This window comes from Paraburkholderia sp. UCT31 (assembly GCF_014397655.1).
GTDB classification, from domain to species: Bacteria; Pseudomonadota; Gammaproteobacteria; order Burkholderiales; family Burkholderiaceae; genus Paraburkholderia; species Paraburkholderia tuberum.
In genome coordinates, this window is the sequence record NZ_VZQP01000048.1 from 1 (window position 1) to 18902 (window position 18902).

Annotated in this window: 15 protein-coding genes and 1 pseudogene; 4 read left to right on the plus strand and 12 right to left on the minus strand. The window is 65.9% G+C overall.

Annotated elements, in window-relative coordinates; all coding sequences use genetic code 11:
- Positions 1-391: 391 nt before the first annotated feature.
- Positions 392-1960: a tetratricopeptide repeat protein gene (locus F6X40_RS31040; RefSeq protein WP_187630461.1), complete on the plus strand. Its 1569-nt coding sequence runs from the start codon at positions 392-394 to the stop codon at positions 1958-1960.
- Positions 1961-2344: 384 nt separating this feature from the next.
- Here the strand turns inward: F6X40_RS31040 and F6X40_RS31045 are convergent, their stop codons facing one another.
- A complete protein-coding gene (locus tag F6X40_RS31045; RefSeq protein WP_187630462.1) occupies positions 2345-3607 on the minus strand; it encodes a glycosyltransferase family 87 protein in 1263 nt (420 codons plus the stop codon).
- A gap of 298 nt (positions 3608-3905) precedes the next feature.
- Positions 3906-4358, minus strand: a pseudogene (locus tag F6X40_RS31050) (aromatic amino acid transporter AroP); the annotation flags it as partial.
- 129 nt (positions 4359-4487) lie between these two features.
- On the opposite strand from F6X40_RS31050, the gene F6X40_RS31055 reads away from it, so the two are divergent.
- On the plus strand, positions 4488-5381 hold the full coding sequence (locus F6X40_RS31055) for an alpha/beta fold hydrolase (RefSeq protein ID WP_184072613.1): 894 nt from the start codon (positions 4488-4490) through the stop codon (positions 5379-5381).
- Positions 5382-5405: 24 nt separating this feature from the next.
- On the opposite strand, the gene F6X40_RS31060 is transcribed toward F6X40_RS31055, so the two are convergent.
- The 9 genes from F6X40_RS31060 to F6X40_RS31100 form a co-directional block, all read right to left on the minus strand.
- The gene (locus F6X40_RS31060; RefSeq protein ID WP_187630463.1) at positions 5406-6239 is read right to left on the minus strand and encodes a M55 family metallopeptidase; all 834 of its coding nucleotides are present in this window, start codon (positions 6237-6239) and stop codon (positions 5406-5408) included.
- Positions 6236-7351 carry a P1 family peptidase gene (locus F6X40_RS31065; protein WP_187630464.1) on the minus strand — a complete coding sequence of 372 codons (1116 nt, stop codon included), beginning with the start codon at positions 7349-7351 and terminating at the stop codon, positions 6236-6238. The genes F6X40_RS31060 and F6X40_RS31065 overlap by 4 nt, the downstream gene beginning before the upstream one ends.
- Positions 7348-8253 carry a glutathione ABC transporter permease GsiD gene (gene gsiD, locus F6X40_RS31070; RefSeq protein WP_184072618.1) on the minus strand — a complete coding sequence of 302 codons (906 nt, stop codon included), beginning with the start codon at positions 8251-8253 and terminating at the stop codon, positions 7348-7350. Before gsiD ends, F6X40_RS31065 begins: the two co-directional genes overlap by 4 nt.
- 7 nt (positions 8254-8260) lie before the next feature.
- The gene (gsiC, locus tag F6X40_RS31075; RefSeq protein WP_090801536.1) at positions 8261-9181 is read right to left on the minus strand and encodes a glutathione ABC transporter permease GsiC; all 921 of its coding nucleotides are present in this window, start codon (positions 9179-9181) and stop codon (positions 8261-8263) included.
- A gap of 127 nt (positions 9182-9308) precedes the next feature.
- Positions 9309-10871 (minus strand): glutathione ABC transporter substrate-binding protein GsiB, encoded by a 1563-nt coding sequence (gene gsiB, locus F6X40_RS31080; protein ID WP_187630465.1) that lies wholly within the window; start codon positions 10869-10871, stop codon positions 9309-9311.
- Between the two features lie 123 nt (positions 10872-10994).
- Positions 10995-12917: a dipeptide ABC transporter ATP-binding protein gene (locus tag F6X40_RS31085; protein WP_187630466.1), complete on the minus strand. Its 1923-nt coding sequence runs from the start codon at positions 12915-12917 to the stop codon at positions 10995-10997.
- 70 nt (positions 12918-12987) lie between these two features.
- Positions 12988-13977 carry an isoaspartyl peptidase/L-asparaginase family protein gene (locus tag F6X40_RS31090; protein ID WP_187630467.1) on the minus strand — a complete coding sequence of 330 codons (990 nt, stop codon included), beginning with the start codon at positions 13975-13977 and terminating at the stop codon, positions 12988-12990.
- On the minus strand, positions 13974-15065 hold the full coding sequence (locus tag F6X40_RS31095; RefSeq protein WP_187630468.1) for a MurR/RpiR family transcriptional regulator: 1092 nt from the start codon (positions 15063-15065) through the stop codon (positions 13974-13976). The genes F6X40_RS31090 and F6X40_RS31095 overlap by 4 nt, the downstream gene beginning before the upstream one ends.
- Positions 15066-15281: 216 nt before the next feature.
- Positions 15282-16538, minus strand: a complete 1257-nt coding sequence (locus F6X40_RS31100) for an MFS transporter (RefSeq protein WP_187630469.1) — start codon at positions 16536-16538, stop codon at positions 15282-15284.
- A 93-nt stretch (positions 16539-16631) separates the two neighbouring features.
- Between F6X40_RS31100 and F6X40_RS31105 the strand changes: the two genes are divergently transcribed.
- Both F6X40_RS31105 and F6X40_RS31110 read left to right on the plus strand, forming a co-directional pair.
- Positions 16632-17342 (plus strand): pseudouridine synthase, encoded by a 711-nt coding sequence (locus tag F6X40_RS31105; protein ID WP_187630470.1) that lies wholly within the window; start codon positions 16632-16634, stop codon positions 17340-17342.
- 167 nt (positions 17343-17509) lie between these two features.
- Positions 17510-17698, plus strand: coding sequence for a hypothetical protein (locus F6X40_RS31110; RefSeq protein WP_184072632.1), 189 nt, complete (start codon positions 17510-17512; stop codon positions 17696-17698).
- 112 nt (positions 17699-17810) lie between these two features.
- Here the strand turns inward: F6X40_RS31110 and F6X40_RS31115 are convergent, their stop codons facing one another.
- Positions 17811-18842 carry an SDR family NAD(P)-dependent oxidoreductase gene (locus F6X40_RS31115; RefSeq protein ID WP_187630471.1) on the minus strand — a complete coding sequence of 344 codons (1032 nt, stop codon included), beginning with the start codon at positions 18840-18842 and terminating at the stop codon, positions 17811-17813.
- Positions 18843-18902 lie beyond the last annotated feature (60 nt).

Sequence of the window (18902 nt, forward strand, 5' to 3'; positions counted from 1 at the left end):
CATGATTCGGCTCCTGCTGGAGAACGAGGCGGATTGCCTCATTCGCCAACATAAAACCGCGTGACCGGCCTCGCCCTGACCTCCCGCGTCGGACCGGAGCCCTCTACCGCGCGAGCGGTTTCGTTCGGCGGCCATAAGCAGCCGCCGGAACCCAACCTGCGACCGTCCGTTCCCCATTCAACATACGACAGCCACTGGGGTTGACCTGTCTTGCGTAGCAATCGGAAAGGAGGACTGCAGGGCTCCGCGTCGCCGGAATCGTCGCTATTTCCATACGCAGAGAACCGACGGCTGCCATTGCTTCGATCTGGAGGCCCGCGTTACGCGACGCCGTACAATGAGGCGTTTCCCACCCGTCGACAGATCGCATTCTGCGCCGCCCTACATCGCCATGAATCACGACACTGAACACGCTCTCGCTGCCGCGCAAAAGAACCTCATGGCCGGTCAATTCGACGATGCAACACGTCTGCTGAGCGGTATTCTGGCAAGCGTCCCCGACCACGGTGAAGCTCTTGCGGGCCTCGGTTACATCGCGGCCAAACAGGGCGATCATGCACGCGCAGCGGCGTATCTGATACAGGCATCGGCGCACATGTCCATGTCGGCGGAACACCTGAATTTCGCCGCGCAGGTGTGTCAGTTGGCGCAACGTCACGATGATGCGATAGCGCTGTTCGAGCGCTGCCTGGCCCAGTTTCCAAACCATGCCGCTTCATTGCATGGCGTCGCAATGTCGCTGATACAGCTTGGCGAACCGCAGCGTGCACTCGAAATCCTGGTGCATCTGTGCAAAATCCAGGCACATTCAGCCGAAGCGCATTACAACCGGGGCGCGCTGCTCGGCAAGTTGGAGCGCTATGAGGACGAACTGGATGCCTACCGGCAGGCGATCGCGCTCAAGCCGCGTTTCGTGCGCGCATACGTCAATCTCGGTGTCGCGTTGCGAGATCTGCGACGCTTTGATGAGGCGTTGCTTCAATTCAAGAAGGCGCTTTCGCTCGATCCGAACGACGTCGGCGCCCGCACCAATCGGGCTCAGACGAATTTGCTGCTCGGCGAATTCGAACACGGCTGGCGCGAATATGAATGGCGTTGGCGCGATGGCACCGATAGCCACGGTTTTCCGCAGAACACGCTATGGACCGGCACCCAACCGATACGTGACAAGACAATACTCGTTCATCACGAGCAGGGGTTCGGCGACACGCTGCAATTCGTGCGTTTCGTGGATCGACTCAGTGCAGTTGGAGCTCGGGTCGTGTTGCGTGTTCAGGATGCACTGCTGCCGCTTCTCAAGAATTATCAGGGTGCGGCCGAAGTCATCGGCGAGACAGGACAGGTGCCGCATTTCGATTATCACGTTCCGACCCTGAGTCTACCGTTTGCGCTCAAGGTTCGTGCACCCGATCTCGCGGTGACCGGTCCATATATTCACGCAGACGACGCGCTTGTACGTCAATGGGACGATCTTTTTGCAGGCTCTGCTCGACGGCCGAGAGTTGGGATCGTATGGTCGGGAAGCCTGACGCATGTAAATGACTGCAACCGGTCTATGTCGCTCAAGCAACTGAAGCCGTTGTTAGATGCCGACGCGGACTTCTTCGCGCTGCAACAGGATGTACGCGACAGTGATCGTACGTGCCTCGCGCAGCTTGAGCAGCGCGCGGTGCTGCGTGATGTTTCCACGCGGCTCACTACGTTCGCTGAGACGGCTGCGCTGATCGCTCGCCTCGACCTCGTCATCAGCGTCGACACGGCTGTAGCGCATCTGTCGGGGGCGCTCGGCAAGCCCGTATGGATTGCTTTGCCGTTCATGCCGGACTGGAGATGGCAACTCGACAGAAGCGATAGTCCATGGTACGCACAGGCGCACTTGTTTCGACAAACGACGCGAGGTGATTGGACTGGCGTAGTGGCTGCGCTTCGCGCAGAGCTCGACGCATTGCGGGGTGCCTGAACGAGCGTCCAAGAAAGACACTGGACTGCGAGACGCCCGCCGAACGATTCCAGCAAACTATTGCATCCACCGGTTGAATCCGCCGCTCTCTTACGGACATTCGCTATGGTGACTCGACAGGCGGCTCAGGGTCGAACTCTGCCGACCGTAATATGCCCGGTTCGCCGATAAGCATTCGCTCGCTCATTCTGGCAAATACGCACGCCCGGTGGTATTTTTGGTGGTATCCGTACCGGCAAAATTCCTCGAACCCGCTCAAGCAAAGCGATAGCAGGGGGTTTTTCATTCCGGCCCTGCTCAAACAATCTTCCCGATTCCCAATCGTCCGGAAGACATCGCCAGTCGCATCTCCCATCAAAAACCCTTTGGCCACACCGGGATCATTCATCCAGGCTGGTAAGCACGCCCTCGCCGCCTCACCGACGGTGGAAAGTACCTTGCGACACAGAGCCCGTAAATGATCAGCGCCGCGACCGTGTAGGACACGAATCGCGCCGCAAAGAACAGCAAGACTACGACGATCGCGGCCAGCAGCATCTCCAGTCTCGGACCGAGCGCCGACAGTTGCCCGCCGCGCGCTTCGAAGGCGGTCCCCAGCAAAATCAGCAACGGGATTAACGCGAGCACCATGTGGATCGGCTCGAGGATCGGATAAGCCGCGAGCATCGTCATCGAAGCGAGCGCGTAGTCGATGCGGCTGTCCCGATGGCGGCGAAACACCAGATACGCGGACAGTAGGCAAGCAGCCAGCACCAACGCATGCGAAGCAATCGACAGCAACGTACCGGACACCGGCATGCCGACCGTCGCCGATAGCGTCTGCAGCGCGCCCCTCACGGCATTGTTCATCGGCGCGCCGCCACCGCTCATCGCCAGTGCCATGCTGTTCAGGCGCGGCATGTCCGACACGAAGTAGTGCCACAAAACGTCGAAGCCGACGCGCGCTCCGGTGATCAGCGTCAACGCAATCGCAACGACGCTCGCCATCACGAACGTCCGCCATTCGCGACGCAGCAACAGCAGGCCGGCGACGGCCAGGGGCGTGAGCTTGATCGCGATCGCAAAGCCAAGAAAGAGTCCAGCGGCATAACCTTTGCCACGCTCGATCAGCGCGAAAGTCGCAATCAACAGGAAGAACAGCAGTTCGTTCGATTGGCCGTCGTAGGTATCTTCGACGAGCGGAAAGCTCAGCAGCGCGACCGCCACCAGCAGCAGGTTCACGCTGCGCTCCGTGCCGCGGTACGCCATCGTGACGACGAGATACAAAGCCACCGAGAACAACACGAGCGACGTACTCACCCAGACGATTTTCGCGGCGAGCGGCGTCAGCAGCGCGAGCGGCGCAAACACCAGCGCGAACTGCGGCGGGTAGGCGTAGAAGATGTCGTCGCCCGTCGAGCGCGCGCCGATGCCCTGCAAAAACGCGATGAGCGCGTCGTGGTCGTACAGGCGCGCCGGGTCATGCAGCACGACGTTGAAGGCGTACAGGTAGAAATTGAAATCGCCGAAGGCGTCAGGGACGTTGCCACGAAACTTCGCGACGACGTGCAGAATACGCAGCGCGAGGCAGGCTACCGCAATCAGCAAAAGGAGCGCGGCACCCGCGCCGAAGTTCGACCTGGTTCGTACGGCGCCTGCGTTGAACATGGTGTCTCTCCGCGGTACGTCAATCAACGTGGGAGTTGCTGCGCCCATGAGACCCGCGCTAGCGGGGGCGTACCAGCAGACCATGTCGCCGGTACGGTCCGGGGATGGCCGGCATGGCCAGCCATGCCGGCTTCGTGCCGGACGACCGGACAGAGATTACCGATTCGCAAAAATCGATCTGTGCGCTCGCCCACACGAGACCGACCTATGTCGGGAACTTCGGCGCGCGAAGATCGTTCGTTGGCGGCGAATCGCCGTGTTCGCTGCGGAATGCCACGCACGTCGCGCCGATCGGCGCTTATCGGCTCGCGGCCCCCATGCCAGCGCGCGCAACCTCGCGGCGTCGCTTGATCACGTAGCCGCCCCACATCAGCGCGAGCCATGCCGGCACCAGCCACACCGAGATCGACAAGCCCGGCGTCAGCGCCAGAATCACGAGGATCGGCGCCATGAATGCCAGGCAGATCCAGTTGCTGACCGGGAACCAGAACGAGCGGAACACCAGCGTTTCGCCCGCGGCTACCATCGCCTTGCGCGACTTCAGATGCGTGAGGCTGATCAGCGCCCAGTTCAGCACCAGCGCCGCGACCACGAGCGACATCAGCAGTCCGAGCGCTTCCGCCGGGATCACGTAGTTGATGATCACGCACGCGAACGTCGCGAGCGCCGACAGACCGATCGCCAGATACGGCACGCCTCGCCGGTCGAGCTTCAGCAGCGCGCGCGGCGCGTTGCCCTGTTCGGCGAGGCCCTATTCCTCTGACATTCGGAGCCGCCCGCTTCGTTCTGCGCCGCACTTAAGCGCGCGGATTGTAATTGTCACGGGGATGGCGCCTGGGTATGTTGCCGAAGTCCACTTTTCATGCCGCGGAGCTTCAATATGTTGCCCAAACGTCTGCTTTGCGCCGCCGTGTTGTGCCTCTGTTTCGCGGGCGTCAGTACGTCCGCGCTCGCGCAGACGGTGCCCGCCGCCCAGCAAACGGCCGATGACGCCGCGTCGCAGGCAAGCGGCCAGCCTGCGCCAGCGCCTGCCCCCGCTACTGCCAGCAAGCCGCCTGCCGCCGCGCTCGGCGGACCGGTGCGCAACATCGTGCTCGTGCATGGCGCGTTCGTCGACGGATCGAGCTGGAACGGCGTGGTCGCGAAGCTGCAGCAAAAGGGTTATCACGTGAGCTCGGTGCAGAACCCGCTGACCTCGCTCGCCGACGACGTCGCCGCGACCCGCCGCGTGCTCGATCGCGAGAACGGTCCGGTGCTGCTGGTCGGGCACTCGTGGGGCGGCGTCGTGATCACCGAGGTCGCCGCGAATGCGCCGAACGTCGCCGGGCTCGTGTATGTCGCCGCGCTTGCGCCGCAACTGCACGAATCGGCGATGGACGTGATGAAGGCCGGCGGGCCGATGCCGGCCGGCCAGAGCATCAGCAAGGACGCGAACGGGTTCTTGTGGATCGACCGCGCGCGCTATCACGCCGATCTCGCCGCCGACGTGCCCGAGACCGTCACACGCGTGCTCGCCGCCGCGCAGGTGCCGATCGCCGCGAGCGCATTCGACGAACCGGTCGATCAGGTCGGCTGGAAGGACAAACCGTCGTGGTACGTGCTGACGACCAAAGACCACGCGGTGTCGCCCGATCTGCAGAGAATGATCGCCGCGCGCATCGGCGCGAAGGTGGTGCCGGTCGCGTCGAGCCATCTCGCGCCGGTGTCGCACGCCGGGGCGGTGGCGGAGGCGATCGATCACGCGGCGCGCGAGTTGAGCCGGCAGCAGCAGTAAGCCGGCGGCTCGACGCCGCGCGGCTCAGCGCAGCATGAACGACATCGCCGACAGACAGTTCAGCATCCGCACCGCATGCTCGGCCGACGCCGCACTGAAGCGCAACCTCACGCCATCGACGCGCGTAAGCGTCGGCCATTGGCAGAACAGATCGGCGAGCCCGCTCGTTTGCACGCGCAGTTCGCAGTCGATCGTTCGCGGCTCCGCGCGCGTCGCGGCAGGCGCGCGGCCCGCTTCGACATGCTGACGGACCACGTCGCGCGCGGCGGCCCGCAGCGCCTCGCGCACGCTCGCGGGCGACCGCGTGACGCCGCTTGCCTGCCCGGTTGCGGTCTTCGTGACGACGAAACGCGCGCCGGGAAAACGCGACGCGGTTTCCTCGGCGAACACGTCGTCACCCGATAAAAGCACCACGCGCGCGCCATATTCTTCGGCGAGCGCACCGTACAGCCCCGCTTCGCCCAGCTCCACGCCGTTGAACGCCACGCGCGCGAATGCGAAGCTGTTGATCGTGTGCGCGAGGATGCCGCGCGTTTGCGCCTTCGCGTGATAGCCGAGCATGAAGACCAGCGCCGCACCGTATTCGAGCCCGGCCATCATGCCGAGCGTGCGCGGCTTGCCGAGCACGAGCTGGGCGCGCGGATCGAGCAGATCGGGCAGCAGGTTGCGAAAGCCGCCGTGCGAATCATTGACCCACACGTCGGTCGCGCCGCCCGCGAACGCGCCTTCGACGGCCGCGTTGGCTTCGAGCGTCATCCAGCGTCGCGCGGCTTCGTATTCGCCGTTGCCCGCGCGCGTCTGCTCGGCATGGAACACGCCGGCGATGCCTTCGATGTCGGTGGAGATCAGGACTTTCATCGCGCGGAATTCCTCAGCAGGTGGGCAAGGTCCGGCACGCTGTCGCGCAGCGACAGCCGCCGATGGCCGTCGCGACCGGTGACCGACTCGGCGCTCCACAATGCATCGACGATCGCCTGCTCGACGCTGTCGGCGCAGGCGCGAAACAGCGGGTCCATCCAGTGATCCGCGACCAGCGGCGGCAGCGCGACGAAGTCCGCGCCGTGCGGCACCGTGTACGCGGTCGAAAACGCCAGCGCGATATCGCCGCTGCCGTGGCCGTACACCGAGCCGGTGCGCGCGAGACCGGCCGCCGCGCGCAACGACAGGCGTTTCAGCTGGCGCGCGTCGAGTGGCGCATCGGTCGCGACGATCATGATGATCGAGCCTTGCTCGGGTTGCTCGGGGGTCGCGTGAGCAGCGGCACTGGCAGCATTCGCCGCCTCAGCGACGGCCGCGCGTTCGGCCAGCATGCGGCCGAGCGGCGTGCCGTCGATCGTCAGCATCGGCAGACGGCCGAAGTTGGCAAGCACGAGCGCGCCAACGGTGTAGTCCCGGCCCGCCGCACTGAACACGCGCGACGCAGTGCCGATGCCGCCCTTCAGATCGAAACACGACATGCCGCGCCCCGCGCCGAGCGCACCGCTCGCGACATCGGCGCTGGCCGCATCGAATGCTTCGGTGAAGTGCTGTTCGGTCACGGCAAGCGCCTGAATGTCGTTCAGGTAGCCGTCGTTGCACTCGAACACGAGCGGATTGAGCGTCGACCATTCGCGGCCGATGAGCGGATTCGCGCGAATCGCCGCGCGGATCTGCGCCTGCGCGACCGTACCGACGCCGAAGGTGTTGGTCAGCGCGATCGGCGTCTCCAGCGTGCCGAGTTCGTCGAGCTGCACGAGCCCGATGCTCTTGCCGAAGCCGTTGATCACCGACGCGGCGGCCGGCACCTTGTCGACGAACGGATCGCCGCGATGCGGCCGGATCACGGTCACGCCGGTTTGCAGCGCGCCTTCGGCAAGCGTGCAATGACCGACGCTGACGCCGTCCACGTCGGCGATCGTGCCGAGCGCTCCGGCCGGCAACGTGCCGATATGCGGCGCGCGCTCAGCCCAATGATGGTTGCTCATGCTCATGGCCGATCCAGCTTCGGATCGAGCGCATCGCGCAGACCGTCGCCGAGCAGATTGAACGCGAGCACGGTCAGGAAGATAGCGAGGCTCGGAAACAGCGCGATATGCGGCGCGGTCACCATGTCGGCGCGAGCTTCGTTGAGCATCGCGCCCCACTCGGGCGTCGGCGGCTGCGCGCCCAAGCCGAGAAACGACAGGCTCGCCGCCGTGATGATCGACGTGCCGATGCGCATCGTCAGGTACACGACGACCGACGAAATCGTGCCCGGCAGAATGTGCCGCGCCATGATCGTCCAGTCCGACGCGCCGATGCTGCGCGCCGCCTCGATATAGGTGAGCTGCTTGAGCATCAGCGTATTGCCGCGCACGAGCCGCGCGAATGCCGGGATGCTGAAGATCGCCACGGCGCAGATCACGTTGATCATGCCGTTGCCGAGAATCGCGACCACGCCGATCGCGAGCAGAATGCCGGGGAACGCGAACAGCACGTCGGCCACGCGCATCGTGATGCGATCCCACCAGCCCTCGTAGTAACCGGCAAGCAGACCGAAGAACGTGCCGATCACCGCGCCGATCGCAACGGACAGAAAGCCTGCCTCGAGCGAAATGCGCGAGCCGACGAGGATGCGGCTGAAGATATCGCGGCCCAGCGAATCGACGCCGAACCAGTGCGCGGCCGACGGCCCCGCGTTCAGCGCGTCGTAGTCGAAGAAATTCTCGGGGTCGTACCGCACGATATGCGGCGCGATGATCGCGACCACGATCAGGAGCAGCACGAACACGCCGGCGGCCAGCGCGACATGCTGCTTGCGGAACTTGCGCCAGAATTCGCTCCACGGTGTGCGGATCGCGCGTTCGGAGGCAACGGGAGTGGCCGCATTCGGCCCGGTGGCAGTGGTGCTCATGCGGGCCTCACTTGAAACGGATGGTTGGGTTGATCACCGCGTACAGCACGTCGACGATCAGGTTGATGATGATGAATTCGAGCGAGAACAGCAGCACCTCGGCCTGAATGATCGGATAGTCGCGCATCGACACGGCATCGACGAGCAAACGGCCGAGGCCCGGCCAGTTGAACACCACCTCGACGACGATCGAGCCGCCGAGCAGAAAGCCGAACTGCAGACCCATCATCGTGACGACGGGAATCAGCGCGTTGCGCAGGCAATGCTTGATGATCACGAGCCGCTCGGGCACGCCCTTCGCACGCGCGGTGCGCACGAAGTCCTCGTGCAGCACTTCGACGAACGAGGCCCGCGTGAAGCGCGCCATCACGGCCGCGACCGCCGCGCCGAGCGTCAGCGACGGCAGCACGTAGCTGCGCCACGAACCATCGCCGACGATCGGCAGCCAGCCGAGCTGCACCGAGAAAATCTGCATCAGCAGCATGCCGAGCGCGAACGCCGGAAACGAAATGCCCGACACCGCGAGCGTCATGCCCAGGCGGTCCGGCCAGCGGTTGCGCCACACCGCCGAGGCGATGCCGATCGCCATGCCGATCACGACCGCCCACACCATGCTCGCGATCGTCAGCCACAACGTCGGGAAGAAGCGTTCCGCGATCTCCTGGCTCACCGGCCGCTTGCTGCGCGTCGAAACGCCGAAGTCGCCATGCGCCATCCGCCAGAAGAAACGGACGAACTGCTGCGGCAGCGGCTTGTCGAGCCCGAGGTCGGAGCGCACGAGCGCCACGGTCGCCTCGTCCGCTTCAGGACCGGCGGCGAGCCGCGCCGGATCGCCCGGCAGCAGATGCACGAACAGAAACACCAGCACGGCGACGATGAAGAGCGTCGGCAGCAGGCCTAGAAGACGTTTGACGAGGAAGTTCAGCATGAAACCAGTCCGGCAAATGAGCGGCAAATGAGCGGCAAATCAGGCGGGCAACGAGGACTCGTGTGCGGCGGCGGCGCGGCGGCGGGCTGGCTGAACCGCCGCCTGCGCATGCCGCCTCGTCAGCTCATCACCTGATCGCGATCTCGTCGAAGTTGAACGAGCCGTCCGGCGCGACGTAAGCGCCCGACAGACGCTTGCTGCGCGCATACACGACCTTCTCCTTGACGAGGAAGATCCACGGCGCGTCGGCCCAGATGCGCTTCTGCGCGTCGGTGTAGAGCGCGGCCTTCTGCGTGCGGTCGGTCGTTTCGAGCGCCTGCTTCAGATCGTTGTCGACCGCGTCGTTCTTGTAGTACGACGTGTTGACCATCTTCGGCGGAATCGAGTAGCCCGCGAGCAGCGGGCTGATCGCCCAGTCCGCCTCGCCGGTCGACGACGACCAGCCCGCGTAGTACATCCGCACCGGCGCGGTCGCCGGGTCCTGCGCGCTTTCGACCTTGGCGACGCGCTGACCCGCTTCGAGCGCCTCGACGCTGGCCTTGATGCCGACCTGCGCGAGCTGCTGCTGCACGAACTGGATCACCTTCTGCGCAGTCGAGTAGTTATACGCGGACCACAGCGTCGTTTCGAAGCCGTTCGGATAGCCCGCTTCCTTCAGCAGTTCGCGCGCCTTCGCGGGATCGTACGGCCAGGGTCCGAGCTTGACCGCATAGTCGACGCCCTGCGGCACCACGCCGTCGGCCGGCGTCGCGTAACCGGCGAACGCGACCTTCGTCAGCGCTTCCTTGTTGACCGCGTAATTCAGCGCCTCACGCACCTTCGGGTTGTCGAAGGGCTTCTGGTTCATGTTCAGGCTGATGTAGCGCTGGATGATCGACGGCGCCGCGATCAGATCGAGCTTCGGGCTCGACTGCAGTTGCGCGGCCTGCTCGAACGGCACCTGGAACGCGAAGTCCGCTTCGCCGGTGCGCATCAGCGCGGCGCGCGTGTTGTTGTCGACGACCGGCTTCCAGTCGATCGCATCGATCTTCGGATAACCCTTCTTCCAGTAGCCGGCGAACTTCTTCACGGTCAGGTCGCCGGCCGGGTCCCACTTCACGAGTTCGAATGGGCCCGTGCCGACCGGATGAAACGCGATGTCCTTGCCGTACTTCTTCAGCGCGTCCGGCGAGATCATCACCGCAGACGGATGCGCGAGCACGTTGATGAACGCCGAGAACGGCGTTTTCAGCGTGACGCGCACCGTGTACGGATCGACCACTTCCGTTTTCTCGATGCGGCTGAACATGTTGTAGCGCTTCAGCTTGTTGGCCGGATCGGTCACGCGGTCGAAGTTCGCCTTCACGGCGGCCGCATTGAAGTCGGTGCCGTCCTGGAACTTCACGCCATGGCGCAGCTTGATCGTATAGACGCGCGCGTCGGGGCTCGCCTCATAGCTGTCGGCGAGCACGTTGACGAGCTTCATGTCCTTGTCGAAGCCGAACAGCCCCTGATAGAAGGATTTCGCGACCGCCTGCGACAGCGTGTCGTTCGCGTCGTACGGATCGAGCGACGTGAAGGTCGACGCGACGGCCATCACGGCCGTCGTTTCGGCGTGCGCCAGATTGCCCGCGAGCGTCGCGAACACCACCGCGCCGCCGCTGACGAGCGCGCGCAAACGAAACGGAGAGGACGGGAACAGCAGGTTCATGAGGTTGCTCCAGGCTGCGAGTTAAGGGTGTGACAGGGTCGTTATGGTTGGCTTGTGCTTCGGCTGCGGGTGCTGCGGGTTTTGCTTCGGGTCTTTTTGCTTTAACGCGATGCGGCGCTTCGCTCAATAAGCGCCGCCGACGCGATGCTGCGCGACGAAATGATCCGGGCCCACCGCGACGAGCGGCGCGACGACCGGCTCGTCGTGCAGCGCGCGAATCGGGCTCGGAATATCGTCGGCGGCGAGCATGCGTTTCGCATAACGGCGCGCGGGATCGGCGACCGGCACCGCGCTCATCAGCTTCTTCGTGTACGGATGCTGCGGCGCCTCGAACACCGCGCGACGCGGACCGATCTCGACGATCTGGCCGAGATACATCACCGCGACGCGATGGCTGACCCGCTCGACCACCGCCATGTCGTGCGAAATGAACAGATACGCGACGCCGAGCTCGCGCTGCAGGTCGAGCATCAGATTGACGATCTGCGCCTGCACGGAGACGTCGAGCGCGGACACCGATTCGTCGGCGATCACGACCTTCGGATTCAGCGCGAGCGCGCGAGCAATCGCGATACGCTGACGCTGCCCGCCCGAAAACTCATGCGGATAGCGGCGCGCGGCCTCGGCCGGCAAACCGACTTTCTCGAGCAGCCACGCGACGCGCGCCTGCGCTTGCCCACCCTGCGCGACGCCATGCACGAGCAGCGGCTCCATGATCGAGAAGCCGACGGTCAAGCGCGGATTCAACGACGCGAACGGATCCTGGAAAATAAACTGGATATCGCGGCGCAGCGCCTGCAACGCGGGCCCGGTCAGCGAGCTGATTTCCTTGCCAGCGAATTCGATCGAGCCACTCTGACTTTCGACGAGCCTCAGCAGCGAGCGGCCCGTGGTCGACTTGCCGCAGCCCGACTCGCCGACCAGCGCGAGCGTTTCGCCGGGCCGCAGATCGAAGCTGACTTTTTCGACCGCATGCACACGGCCCGTCATACGGCCGAACAGGCCGCTACGGACCGGAAAGCGCGTGACCAGATCGCGCACGCGCAGGATCGGCGGCGTGTCGTCGCGCACCAGCGGCTGCGCTTCTTCGGCGACAGCCGCCGCCGGCTGCACCGCCGCATCGGCGCCGTTCGCGCCGGCCTGCTCGACGCTCAGGATCGGAAAGCGCGCGGGCTGATCGGTGCCCTGCATCGAGCCGAGACGAGGCACCGCCGCGAGCAGCGCCTTCGTGTACGGATGCGACGGCGCGGCGAACAACGCGTCCGACGCGCCCTCCTCGACCTTCTCGCCGCGATACATGACGAGCACGCGGTCGGCCACTTCGGCAACCACGCCCATGTCGTGCGTGATGAAGATCACGCCCATGTTCATCTCGTCCTGCAAGCCGTGAATCAGTTGCAGGATCTGCGCCTGGATCGTGACGTCGAGCGCGGTGGTCGGTTCATCGGCGATCAGCAGCGCGGGCTTGCACGACAACGCCATCGCGATCATCACGCGCTGGCGCATGCCGCCCGACAGCTGATGCGGGTAACGCGCCGCGACGCGCCTTGCCTCGGGAATCCGCACGATCTCGAGCAGACGCAAGGTTTCGGCGCGCGCGGCCTCGCGGCTCTTGCCCTGGTGCAGCGAAATCGCCTCGCTGATCTGATCGCCGACCGTGAAGACCGGATTGAGCGAGGTCATCGGCTCCTGGAAGATCATCGCGATGTCGGCGCCGCGAACTGTGCGCATCGTGCCGGACGACGCCTTCGCGAGATCGAGCACGCTGCCGTCGCGCCCCCGGAATGCGATGCTGCCGCCGGCAAGACGGCCGCCGCCATGCTCGATCAGCCGCATCAGCGCCAGCGACGTGACCGACTTGCCGGAGCCCGATTCGCCGACGATCGCGAGCGTCTCGCCGCGCTCGACCGTGAACGACAGATTGCGCACCGCGTTGAAGGTCGAATCGCCGCGGCGGAACGCGACCGTCAGATCGTCGACCGCGAGCACGCGCTGCGGCGGCAGGGTTTCGATAAGCGGGCTGGCGGTGTGCGAGGAAGAAGGCACGGTGGTTCCTTTGCTTTGAATTCGAACGCGGCTAACGGCGCCTCAGGCAGGTGGCGACACGCGCCAGCGGCTAGCCATAGATCGCCGTCACCGGCGCTTCGCCGAGCCGCGCGAAACCGCGGTACATACCCTCGGTATTGAACGGCAGCGTGACATTGCCCCGCGCGTCGACGGCGACGAGGCCGCCGCGTCCGTCGATCTTCGGCAAGCGGTTCATCACGACGTCGTGCGCGGCTTCTTCGAGCGACACCCGGCGATAGGCCATCTGCGCGGCGACGTCGTAGGCGGCGACCATGCGCATGAACATTTCGCCCGCGCCGGTGGTCGATACCGCGCAGGTCGCGTCGTCCGCGTAGCAGCCCGCGCCGATCAGCGGTGTATCGCCGACGCGGCCCACCTGCTTGTTGGTCACGCCGCCCGTCGAGGTCGCCGCGGCGAGATGCCCGTGGCGGTCGAGCGCGACCGCGCCGACGGTGCCGAACTTGCGATTCGGATCGAGCGGCTCGTGCGGCGTCGGGTCGTCGCTGCTCGAAGCCGTGGACGCGAGCGTCGCGGCGTCGTGATCGAGCATCGGACGCTGCCGCTCACGCGCCAGTTGCCATTGGCGATAGCGCGCGTCGGTATCGAAGTAGCTGTTGTCGACGAACTCGAGCCCCTGCGCGGCCGCGAACGCTTCCGCGCCGTCACCGGTGAACAGCACGTGGTCGCTGCGCTCGAGCACGCGGCGCGCGGCGAGAATCGGATTGCGCACGCGCTTCACGCAACAGATCGCGCCCGCGTCGAGCGTGCGGCCGTCCATGATCGCGGCGTCGAGCTCGTGCGTGCCGGCTGCCGTGTAGACCGCGCCGTGGCCCGCATTGAAGAGCGCGCAGTCTTCGAGCAGCCGCACCGCTTCGCTGACCGCGTCGAGCGCGCTGCCGCCGTCGGCGAGCACGCGCTGGCCAGCGCTCAGCACCGCGTTGAGCGCCGCGTGATATCCGGTTTCGGCGCTGGCCGACATCGACGTGCGCAGGATCGTCCCGGCCCCGCCGTGAATGGCAATGACTGCGTTGGAGTTCATCGTTTGGATCGTGGAGTGCGGGTGGTTCGGGGAGTGCGGGGTGCTGTGATGGCTTTTGCTTCGGCATCCCTGGCTTTCGTGCTTCTGGCTTGGGTGCTGTCGGCCTTTGCGCCGTCGCTGTGTTTTAGCCTTGCAGCCCTCGCGCGCGCGGCTTTGCTCAGGGCGCGCGCCGGCTCCTGCGCGGCGCCGGCCGCGCCCGACTGCGGATCGAACAGCCACGGCAGCACGAACTCGCTGACCTCGGCGGCCGCCTTGACCGAGCGTTGCGCGCTATACGCGACCGCGTCGCACAAGGCCTCGATGACCGCGAGCACGGCCGAATCGGCATTCGACGCGAGACGCCGGTCGGTGCGGACATACAGCGCCAGGTCCGCGAACCGCACGAGCGGCGAGCGCGGACCGTCGGTGAGCGCGAGCACGCGCGCGCCGCGTTCGGAGGCGCGGCGCGCGAGTTCGATCGTGTCCTCGACATAGCGCGGAAACGCGATGCCGATCACGAGATCGCCCGGGCCCGAACCCACGAGGTGCCGCGCCGCATGCGACGGCCCGCCGCTCAGCGCCAGCGAATGCACGTTGTCGTGATACGGCAGCAGCCCGTGCTCCATCAGGCTCGCGAGAAACGCGCTGGCGCCGAAGCCGATCACGAATACGCGACGCGCGGCGATGATCGCGTCGACGGCGGCGTCGGCGGTCGCGCGATCGATCGACGTACGCGTTGCGTGCAGATTGTTGGCGGCCTGCTCGAGCGACGCGTCGATCAGATCGTCACCGGCCGCGAGCGTTTCCTGCGCGCTGCGCAGCCGCTCGATCGGCGCGAGCGTCGCCTCGAAGCCACGCACGAGCGCCTCGCGAAACTGCGGATAACCGTCGAAGCCGAGCGCGCGCGCAAAGCGATTCGCGCTCGCGACCGACGCGCCGACCACGCTCGCGAGCTCGTCGATACGCATCGTCGCCGCGCGGAACAGATGGGCCAGCACGTACTCGCCCATGCGCTGGTGGATCGGCGTGAGCGTCGGCATCGCAGCGGTGATGCGCGTGGCAATGGCCTGCTCGGCGGGGTTCGACACAGCGGACGGGTGATGGATCATGCGAGCGGAAAGGCGCGGTTGTTCCGGGTGAAGGAGATGAAATTATATTTACATGAAACACGCGCCGAAAAAAATTCATTTTCATTATTTCGAGGGTTTTCACCGACCGAAGGTCTTCAGACAATAGAGTTCAGCATCCACGCCATGCCGCACCCCGGTGAAAATCCATTTTCATCGGGGCGACGAGTGGCTTCACCGCGTGCCGCGCTCCGCCGCTCAGCACGCCGCCGCGCTCTGTTCGGGAATGCCCAGGAGCCGCGCCGCCGGCGACATCACGATGATCAGCGCCTGCACGACGAACGCGAGCGACGCCGCGACCGGACACACGTCGATGCTCCAGCGCGCGCTGAGCGCGGCGCCGAGCAGCGCGCCCACCGGCCGCGCGCCGTAGGTGGCGGTGCTGATCAGCGCGGACACGCGGCCGATCATCCGTTCGGGCGTGATCGCCTGACGCAGCGTGGTCGAGCCGACGACCCACAGGATTGGTCCCGCGCCGAGCAGGAAGAAGCTCGCGAGCGCGAGCCAGAACGATGGGACGATCAGCGTCGCCACCATCACGAGCGACGCGAGCAGGCCGCACGACGGTCCGACGATCAACAGACGGCCGAATGCGAGACGCCGCACCACCGCGGGCGCGGCGAGCGCGCCGCAGACCATGCCGACCCCGTACGCGCCGAGCGTCACGCCGACCGCCGAGGCATTGAGCCCCAGCCGATGCACCGCGTAAGGTACATAGACCGCCTGCAGGATGAAGAAGCCGAGATTGAAGAACACGGCGGTCAGCAGCAACGGATCGCGCAGCACGAAGCGCGTGCCGTCGCGCAGCTCCAGCATGAAGTGCCGCCGCGGCGCGGCCGCGCGCGGCGGCTCGCGCAATCCCGCCAGCAACGCGACCGCGAACGCCGACAACATCGCCGCGCCGCCATACGCCCAGCCCGCGCCGATCCAGCCGACCAGCACGCCGCCCAGCGCCGGCCCCGCCGAATACGCGACGCTGCGCGCGAGTTCGAGCCGGCCGTTCGCGCTCGCATAGGCGTCGCGCGGCACGATCGACGACACCAGCGACGGCGCCGCAACGTTGTAGGCAACCGTACCCGTCGCGGCGACGAAGCCGAGCGCGGCGAGCAGCGGCAGGTTCAGCGCATGCGTGAGCACCAGCAGCAGCACGCACAGCATCGCGCAGACCCGCACGCTCTCGGCGAGCGTCATCAGAACGCGGCGCGAGCGGCGGTCGGCCCAGACGCCGAGCGGCATCGACAGCAACAGGAACGGCAGCGTCTGCGCGGTTTGCAGCAGACCGGTATCGCGCGCGTCGGCGCCGAGCGCGAACACCGCGACGAGCGGTGCGGCGGCGAGGCTGATCTGCTCCGCCGATTGCGCGCACAGGTTCGACCAGGCGAGGCGCTGGAATGCGCGGGGCAGACGTTGAGCATTGGACGGCGAAGACGACGAAGGGGAAGACGTGGCGGACATCGATGCACTCCCGAGTTTGACGTGAGGCATTCATCGTCGGCGCTTGGGACTTGCGGGGCGCTCCGCTTCTTGCGGTGTTATTCTTCGCTCGCCATGAATCTCGAAAGCATTCTCTTCACTCAAGGTTTCGGTTCGCGCCGCCAATGCCGTGCGCTGATCGGCGACGGCCGCGTCAGCGTCGACGGTGCGATTTGCACCGATGCCGACGCCGATTTCGCTATTGATGGCGGCGCGTTGCGCTTTAGCGTCGACAACGTCGAATGGCCGTATCGCGAGCACGCGTATCTGCTGCTGAACAAGCCCATCGGCTACGAATGCTCGCGCGATCCGCAGCATCATCTGAGTGTCTTCAGCCTGCTGCCGCCGCAGTTCGCCGAGCGCGGCGTGCAGTGCGTCGGCCGTCTCGATCAGGACACCACGGGCCTCCTGCTGCTCTCCGACGACGGCAAGTTCGTGCATCAGTTCACGTCGCCGAAACGCAAGGTGCCGAAGCTCTACGTCGCGACCACGCGCCATCCGCTCGACGACGCGCAGCTCGCCGCGCTGCGCGACGGCGTGCTGCTGCACGGCGAAACGAAACCGAGCGCCGCGCTCGACGCCCAGGCGCGCGACACTCACACGCTCGCGCTCACCGTGCTCGAAGGCAAATACCACCAGGTCAAGCGGATGATCGCGGCCTCGGGCAACCGCTGCGAGGCGCTGCATCGCGAACGGATCGGTGGGCTCGCGCTTCCCGCGGCGCTCGCGCCCGGCGCATGGCAATGGCTCGACGCAGCGGCTCTTGCCGCGCTGCGGGCCGGGTAAACGACTAGCCCCAACGAGCGCCCGCCTAAGCCCTAGATGCGCCGGAGAAAGCCCGCGCGCATTGCGGTGCACCGAACATAGGCCGTTGCGTTGCAGCATGCCGTTGCTTACATGTCGCCCTATACTCGTCTAAACAAACGACTACAAAGGTTTCAAGGAGGGGCGTCATGCAAATCGACGGCACGATGGCGTTTTCGCACGCAATGATCGTGTTCATCTGCCTTGCGCTGCTGCTGGTCGGCGGATTGCTGGTCATCATGCGGCTGCGGCACAAGTACCATCCGAATCTGATCGGCGCATTGATCGGCGGCATGCTGTGCTTCCTGTTGCTGGAAGTGCTGCCTGCGCTGAGCTGATGCCGGTTGGACCGCGCAGCTCGTTTTGCGCGGCGCATTGATGCGGTGCGGCGGATACGCTTTGCGGGGCAACCCGGCCCTCGCGGGGCGGTATTTTGTTTCTGCTGCCGGCCTAGCCGCGTTTCCCGTTCGCCTCGCGCAAAAAATCCTCGACGCTCGGATAGCGCAGACGTACCCGCAGTTCCTCCTTCAGACGCCGGTTCGCGAGCCGGCGCGACTCGCGCATGAACGACAGCAGCATCGGATCGATCTGCTGCTCCGCCTGCTCTCTCGTGATGCGCGGCGGGCGCGCGAGCCCGAACGCATCGGCGACCGCATCGAAATACTCCCCCATTTTCAGCGACGAATTGTCGGACGCGTGCAGTGCGCGCGCGGGCCGGCCATGCGTGGCGAGACGCACGAGGATCGCGGCGAGGTCGTCGGCGTGGATGTGATTCGTGTAGACGTCGTCGGCATCGACGAGCGCCGGCGTGCCTCTTTCGAGCCGCGCGAGCGGCAGACGGTTGCGCGCATAGATGCCCGGGATCCGCGCGATGCTCGTGGCGACGCTGCCGCGCGCCGTCGCGCGCCGCAACTGCCGCTCGGCCGACACGCGACGTTTGGCGCGCGCATTCGCGGGCCGCGGCGCGCGCGTTTCGTCGATCCACGCGCCGCCGCAATCGCCGTAGACGCCCGTCGTGCTCGCGTAAACGATGCGCACCGGAGCGCGCGAAGCGCCGGTCCGGCGCACCCCGTCGGGTACAATATCGGGTGTTTCAGCGTCCAGACCTGAAGCGCGTGCACGGCGCAACCGCGCGATCGGCGCGACGGACGACCTCGCCGCGCAAGCGTTCATGCGGCCCGCGGCACCTAACGTCGCAAGCAGCGCGCGAGTGCGTCGATCGTCGTCGCCGGACTTCTGCGGCGGCGCGAGATGCAGCACCGTCGGCGCGAGGCGCGCGAGCCGTTTGAGGCTGCCGCGCGCGTCGAGATCGCCGACGAGCGGCATCACGCCCGCGGCGCGCAACTCATCGCAGCGCGCGGCATGGCTCGTCAACGCGAAGATACGCGCGCGCGGCCGCAACAGGGACACGCAGCGCATGCCGACGTCGCCGCATCCTACGATCAGCACGCGCGGCCGGCGGAAGTTTCGTGTCGCTTTCATGGTGGGCGCATTGTAGCGGTCACACGCAACAGGTACCGCGCGGTTGATCCGGCGGGTCCC